The organism is Tardiphaga sp. (assembly GCF_028290785.1).
In the GTDB taxonomy this organism is placed as follows: Bacteria; Pseudomonadota; Alphaproteobacteria; order Rhizobiales; family Xanthobacteraceae; genus Tardiphaga.
Window position 1 is genome coordinate 1 of the sequence record NZ_JAQGJD010000276.1, and the last position, 4,988, is coordinate 4,988.

Sequence of the window (4,988 nt, forward strand, 5' to 3'; positions counted from 1 at the left end):
TAGCCCTGCATGATCATGTAGTTGAATTCGAGAAACGACAGCGACTGGTCGCGGTCGAGCCGCAGCTTGACGCTGTCGAACGCCAGCATGCGGTTGACCGAGAAATGCCGGCCGACATCGCGCAGGAATTCGACGTAGTTCAGCTTCAGGAGCCAGTCGGCATTGTTGACCATCAGCGCGTCGGTCGGGCCGTCGCCGTAGCGCAGCATCTTGGCAAAGATCTTCTTGATGCCCTCGATGTTCTCCGCGATCTTTTCCACCGTCAGCAGGCTGCGCTGGTCATCGCGGAACGAGGGATCGCCGACCATCGAGGTGCCGCCGCCCATCAGGGTGATCGGGCGGTGTCCGGTCTCCTGGAACCAGTGCAGCATCGTGACCGAGATCAGGTTGCCGATGTGCAGGCTGGTGGCGGTCGCGTCGTAGCCCACATAAGCGGTGACCGGCCCCTTGGCGCAGGCGGCGTCCAGTGCCTCCGGATCGGAGATCTGGTGGATGAAGCCGCGGCTCTGCAGGACGTTCAGGAAATCGGACTTGAAAGCGGTCATCGGTATGCGACTCGGGTCATGAATCTTTTACGCTGTCGCAACGGATTGGCGGCAGGGTGGGAGCGGCCCCTGCCATCCTTGCGTGCCGTGTGGCATTATAAGATCGGGCTGTTCGACACAAGTTGGACCTGAAAGGCTTGAACGTGGCGACGATGCTGACCGCGATAGGGCTGATGAGCGGAACCTCGCTGGACGGGGTGGATATCGCCCTGATCGAAACCGATGGCCGCAAGGTCCGGGCGTTCGGGCCGTCCGGCTACCGGCCATATTCCGAGCCGGAGCGCGGCGTGCTGCGCCAGGCGCTGGCCGAGGCGGTGCACATGTCGCAACGCGACGAGCGGCCCGGCATCCTGGCCGAGGCCGAACGCGTCGTCACTGCGGCCCATGCTGAGGCGGTGGCGTCATTTACCGCGCAGAACCACATCGCCCGCGAAAACGTCGATATCGTCGGGTTTCATGGCCAGACCGTGCTGCATCGCCCGGCCGAGCGGTTGACGGTACAGATCGGCGACGCCAAGGCGCTGGCGCGGGCGATCCATATTCCGGTCATGCACGATTTCCGTGCCGCGGACGTGGCCGCTGGCGGGCAGGGCGCCCCCTTCGTGCCGGTCTATCACCGCGCGCTGGCGCAGGCGCTGGGAAGGGACGGGCCGATCGCCGTGGTCAACATCGGCGGCGTCTCCAACATTACCTATATCGACGGCGACGACGTGCTGATGGCCTGCGACACCGGGCCTGGCAATGCGCTGCTCGACGACTTCATGTTCCGCAGCGTCGGCGAGCCGTTCGACTGCGAAGGCCGGCTGGCGGCGCAGGGCCGCATCGACGAGGCCTGGGTGGCGCGCGGGCTGCAGCATCCATTTTTCGCGGCACCGCCGCCGAAATCCCTCGACCGCAACGATTTCGCCGGACTGGTGCTGCGCGACGTGGTGGCCGCAGACGGCGCGGCGACGCTGACCGCCTTCACGGCGGCGGCGATTGCGAGCATCGCGCCGTTGCTCCCGAAGCCGCCGCAGGGATGGGTGATCACCGGGGGCGGCGCCCGCAATCTGACCATGCTCCGCATGTTGCGCGAAAAACTGGCTCCGGCCAGTGTCGAATCCGCTGATGCGCTGGGCTGGTCTGCCGACGCCATGGAGGCACAGGCGTTCGGCTTCCTCGCCGCGCGCGGCCTCAAAGGCCTGCCGCTGAGCTATCCCGCCACCACCGGCGTGCCGATCCCGATGACCGGCGGCATTGTGGCGCGGCCGGATTGATATCGGCGCGCGCTACAAACGTAGAGCGGGCGGAGCCCGCGCGCGCGACGAGCGGCGATTGGCGTGCCCCCGGCAGGCGCCACCTACGAAGCGCTCTTAGCGAACGTTGGCCAGACGCATGTCGAGATAGCCGGTGACCGATTCCATCAGCGGCTGCAGCTTGCCGTCGAAGAAGTGGTTGGCGCCGGGGATAATGTGCTGGTCGATGACGATGCCCTTCTGGGTCTTCAGCTTCTCGACCAGGGTGTTGACGTCCTTCGGCGGCACCACCGCATCCTTCTCGCCATGCACGATCAGGCCCGAGGACGGGCAGGGCGCCAGGAACGAGAAGTCGTAGAGATTGGCCGGCGGCGCGATCGAGATGAAGCCCTCGACTTCGGGGCGGCGCATCAGGAGCTGCATGCCGATCCAGGCGCCGAACGAGAAGCCGGCCACCCAGCAGGCGCGGGCTTCGGGATTGATGGTCTGCGCCCAATCGAGCGCCGCTGCGGCGTCCGACAATTCGCCGGTGCCGTGGTCGAACGAGCCCTGGCTGCGGCCGACGCCGCGGAAGTTGAAGCGCAGCACCGAGAAGCCGCGATGCACGAAGGCATAATAGCACTGGTAGATGATCTGGTGATTCATGGTGCCGGCGAACTGCGGATGCGGGTGCAGCACCATCGCGATCGGCGCATTCTTCTGCTTGGCCGGGTGGTAGCGGCCTTCGATGCGGCCTGCCGGACCGGTAAAGATGACTTCGGGCATGGGTGATCCTTGGTAAAATCGACCGACTTCGCGCAGGGTTCGGCGGGTGGAGGCTCGGGGAGCCCTGCATCAAAAGGGGCGGATCGGGCGTCGTTGGGCTGATCGCAGACGGCGCCGGGTGAAGCTGAGGCCGCGTTCTACCATGAGGCACAGGGCAAAAAGCAAGGTTTTTGAACAAGGTGTCGCGGCTTTGCGCGGTTCCGGGCGCGCTTTCGGGTGCGGATTGCGCCATGTTCGTTGCGGGCGGGCGTAAGCGCAGCCCAAATTCGCGGTTTGTTCCAGTTTAGCCCACTTTTGAGGCTCACGCGAAACCCGGCAGCGCGACGATTTTCGAAGCCATGAATTGAAGGAAGGTACGCGTTCGCAGCGGTAAATATCGCCGTGACGGATAGACCAGGTGCAAAAGTTGCGACGGAAGTGTCCATTCCGGCAGCACGCGTACGAGGTCTCCCGCATCTATGAGGTCTTGAACGAGCCATGCGGGGGCACTCCCCAGTGCGATCCCTTCGACCAGGCATTCACGCAGCGCGAGCGAATTGTTGATCTGATAGCGACCTGATGTCTCCACCTTGATTTGCTGCGACCCTGACGCGAAATCGAGAATCCCGCGCGATGCCAGTCCCGCGAACCGGACAACCTCATGCTTCTCCAGATCCGGAGGTGTTGTGATGGGCGCTGCTCGACGCAGATAGCCCGGCGAGGCGACCACTACCCGCTGCGACGACGCGACCGGACGAGCGACCGCGTTGGGCGGGAGGTCGCCGGCCAATCGAATGGCGACATCGACACCTTCCTCCACCAAATCGACCATGCGGTCGTTCAGAAGGAGCGCGATTTCCAGGCCAGGATGCGCGGCCAGGAATTTCAGAACGAGGGCGTTGAGCCTCAGTTGGCCCAGGCCGAGTGGCGCGCTCACGGTGAGGACGCCAACGACCTGCTGAACCTGCCCCCTGACATCGAGGACGGCGTCATCGTAGTCCTCCAGCAATTGCCGACAGCGTTGATAGAACCGACGGCCTTCGTCGGTTGCGGCCAGGCTGGTCGTGGATCGCTCGATGAGCCTGACACCCAGCTCCCTTTCCAATCCTGCGATACTTTTGCTGACGGTTGGTTGGCTAGTGCCTTCGGTTCGCGCGACGGCGGAAAAACTTCCTAACTCGATCGCACGAACGAACAGTCGCATTATCTGCAGGCGGTCCATCTCATTCCTCAGGCGAATAAGCCATATGCCGTTCGGCCGCCTTCTGGCGCTGGTGGGAATACCTTAGCTCTGGGTGGAAGTCATCCCAGCCGAGAGTTTCATGATCATGCCTGCTGCTGAAGCGCTACACGGCGCACATATCGTCATCATCGGTGGAGGCAGCGGCATCGGACGTGCCACCGCCCTCGCGGTCAGGAAGCAGGGCGCCAGCGTCACTTTGGTGGGCCGTTCGCTCGAGAAGCTGGAAGCTGTTGCGAGGGAGATCGGCGGCGCGAATGTCCGCGTCGCCGACATCGTTGATCGTAAAGCTGTTGAAGCCGTTTTCGCCGGCCTCTTGGTCGTCGATCATCTGGTCATTACGGCTGGCAGCCTTGGTGGCGGAAAGCTTGCCGAATCCGATCCCGACGATCTTCTGGCGGCTATCAGCGAGCGAATTTCAGGTCCGCTTTATGCCATCAAGGCCGTCATGGCGGCGATGCCATCCACCGGATCGATCGTCCTGACCGGCGGTCAATTCTCCGACAGACCGAGCGGTGATGGAGTGGCCGTCGTGGCAGCCGCGGTGCGCGGTGTGGAGGCGCTGGCCCGGTCGCTTGCACTTGAGCTCAAGCCGATCCGCGTCAATGTCATTGCGCCCGGCTTCGTCGAGACGCCTCTGTTCGACGCGTTGGGGGCGGAAACTCGGTCCGCTGTTCTCGCCGGTGCGGCTGCGGCGCTTCCGAGGGGAAGGATCGGCCAACCAGGCGAGGTCGCCGAGGCCATCACATTCCTTCTCACAAACACCTACATGAATGGCGAGGTTCTTCATATCGACGGCGGAGGCCGGCTGGTCTGAAGCGCTAATTGATGACTCGTCGGAAACTGGCGGTGCATGTGACGCTGCCAGGCAATCGGCGTGAGCCAGCTGGCGGCCGGCCGGACCATCGCCAGGCTGGAAATTTTGAGGCGGCGGCCTCTTCGAAAGACGCCGCAGCGCGGGATGAGAGGAAATTTCCTCTCAGGCGACCTTTGCCGCCATGCGCGCGGCGAGCTTCTCTTCCTCGGTCCAGATCTTGCGCTCGCGCGGCGCTTTCGGCGGTTTGACCTGCTTGACCGGCCCGCCACCCAGCACTGGGGCGCGCGCGGTCGAGTGCCGCGCCACTTCGCAATGCCACTGGTGATCGTCGTGAACCGTCAAGGTGCGACCGATTTCCCGCTCCACATCATGCAGCCAGGCGCGCTGCTCGGCATCGCACAGCGTGA

General features: G+C 64.0%; 6 protein-coding genes. 2 read left to right on the forward strand and 4 right to left on the reverse strand.

The annotated features are described in order from the left end of the window. Nucleotides 1-545: tyrosine--tRNA ligase (tyrS, locus tag JWR89_RS16775; protein WP_299718111.1), on the reverse strand; the 545-nt coding region annotated here is incomplete at its 3' end. Between the two features lie 152 nt (nt 546-697). On the opposite strand from tyrS, the gene JWR89_RS16780 reads away from it, so the two are divergent. Continuing rightward, nucleotides 698-1,801 (forward strand): anhydro-N-acetylmuramic acid kinase, encoded by a 1,104-nt coding sequence (locus JWR89_RS16780; protein ID WP_299718123.1) that lies wholly within the window; start codon nt 698-700, stop codon nt 1,799-1,801. Nucleotides 1,802-1,897: 96 nt separating this feature from the next. Here the strand turns inward: JWR89_RS16780 and JWR89_RS16785 are convergent, their stop codons facing one another. Continuing rightward, a complete protein-coding gene (locus JWR89_RS16785) occupies nt 1,898-2,545 on the reverse strand; it encodes an alpha/beta hydrolase (protein WP_265078282.1) in 648 nt (215 codons plus the stop codon). A gap of 301 nt (nt 2,546-2,846) precedes the next feature. After that, complete coding sequence (locus tag JWR89_RS16790) at nt 2,847-3,746, reverse strand: LysR family transcriptional regulator (RefSeq protein WP_299718116.1); 900 nt, start codon at nt 3,744-3,746, stop codon at nt 2,847-2,849. 100 nt (nt 3,747-3,846) lie between these two features. Between JWR89_RS16790 and JWR89_RS16795 the strand changes: the two genes are divergently transcribed. Beyond that, the gene (locus tag JWR89_RS16795; protein ID WP_299718118.1) at nt 3,847-4,581 is read left to right on the forward strand and encodes an SDR family oxidoreductase; all 735 of its coding nucleotides are present in this window, start codon (nt 3,847-3,849) and stop codon (nt 4,579-4,581) included. A gap of 162 nt (nt 4,582-4,743) precedes the next feature. On the opposite strand, the gene JWR89_RS16800 is transcribed toward JWR89_RS16795, so the two are convergent. Further along, nucleotides 4,744-4,988 (reverse strand): hypothetical protein (locus JWR89_RS16800; protein WP_299718120.1); only part of this gene is annotated, 245 nt, incomplete at its 5' end.

Coding starts and splice junctions, on each gene's coding strand:
- JWR89_RS16780 (WP_299718123.1), top strand. CDS start 698: ATGCTGACCGCGATAGGGCTGATGAGCGGAACCTCGCTGGACGGGGTG.
- JWR89_RS16785 (WP_265078282.1), bottom strand. CDS start 2,545: ATGCCCGAAGTCATCTTTACCGGTCCGGCAGGCCGCATCGAAGGCCGC.
- JWR89_RS16790 (WP_299718116.1), bottom strand. CDS start 3,746: ATGGACCGCCTGCAGATAATGCGACTGTTCGTTCGTGCGATCGAGTTA.
- JWR89_RS16795 (WP_299718118.1), top strand. CDS start 3,847: ATGATCATGCCTGCTGCTGAAGCGCTACACGGCGCACATATCGTCATC.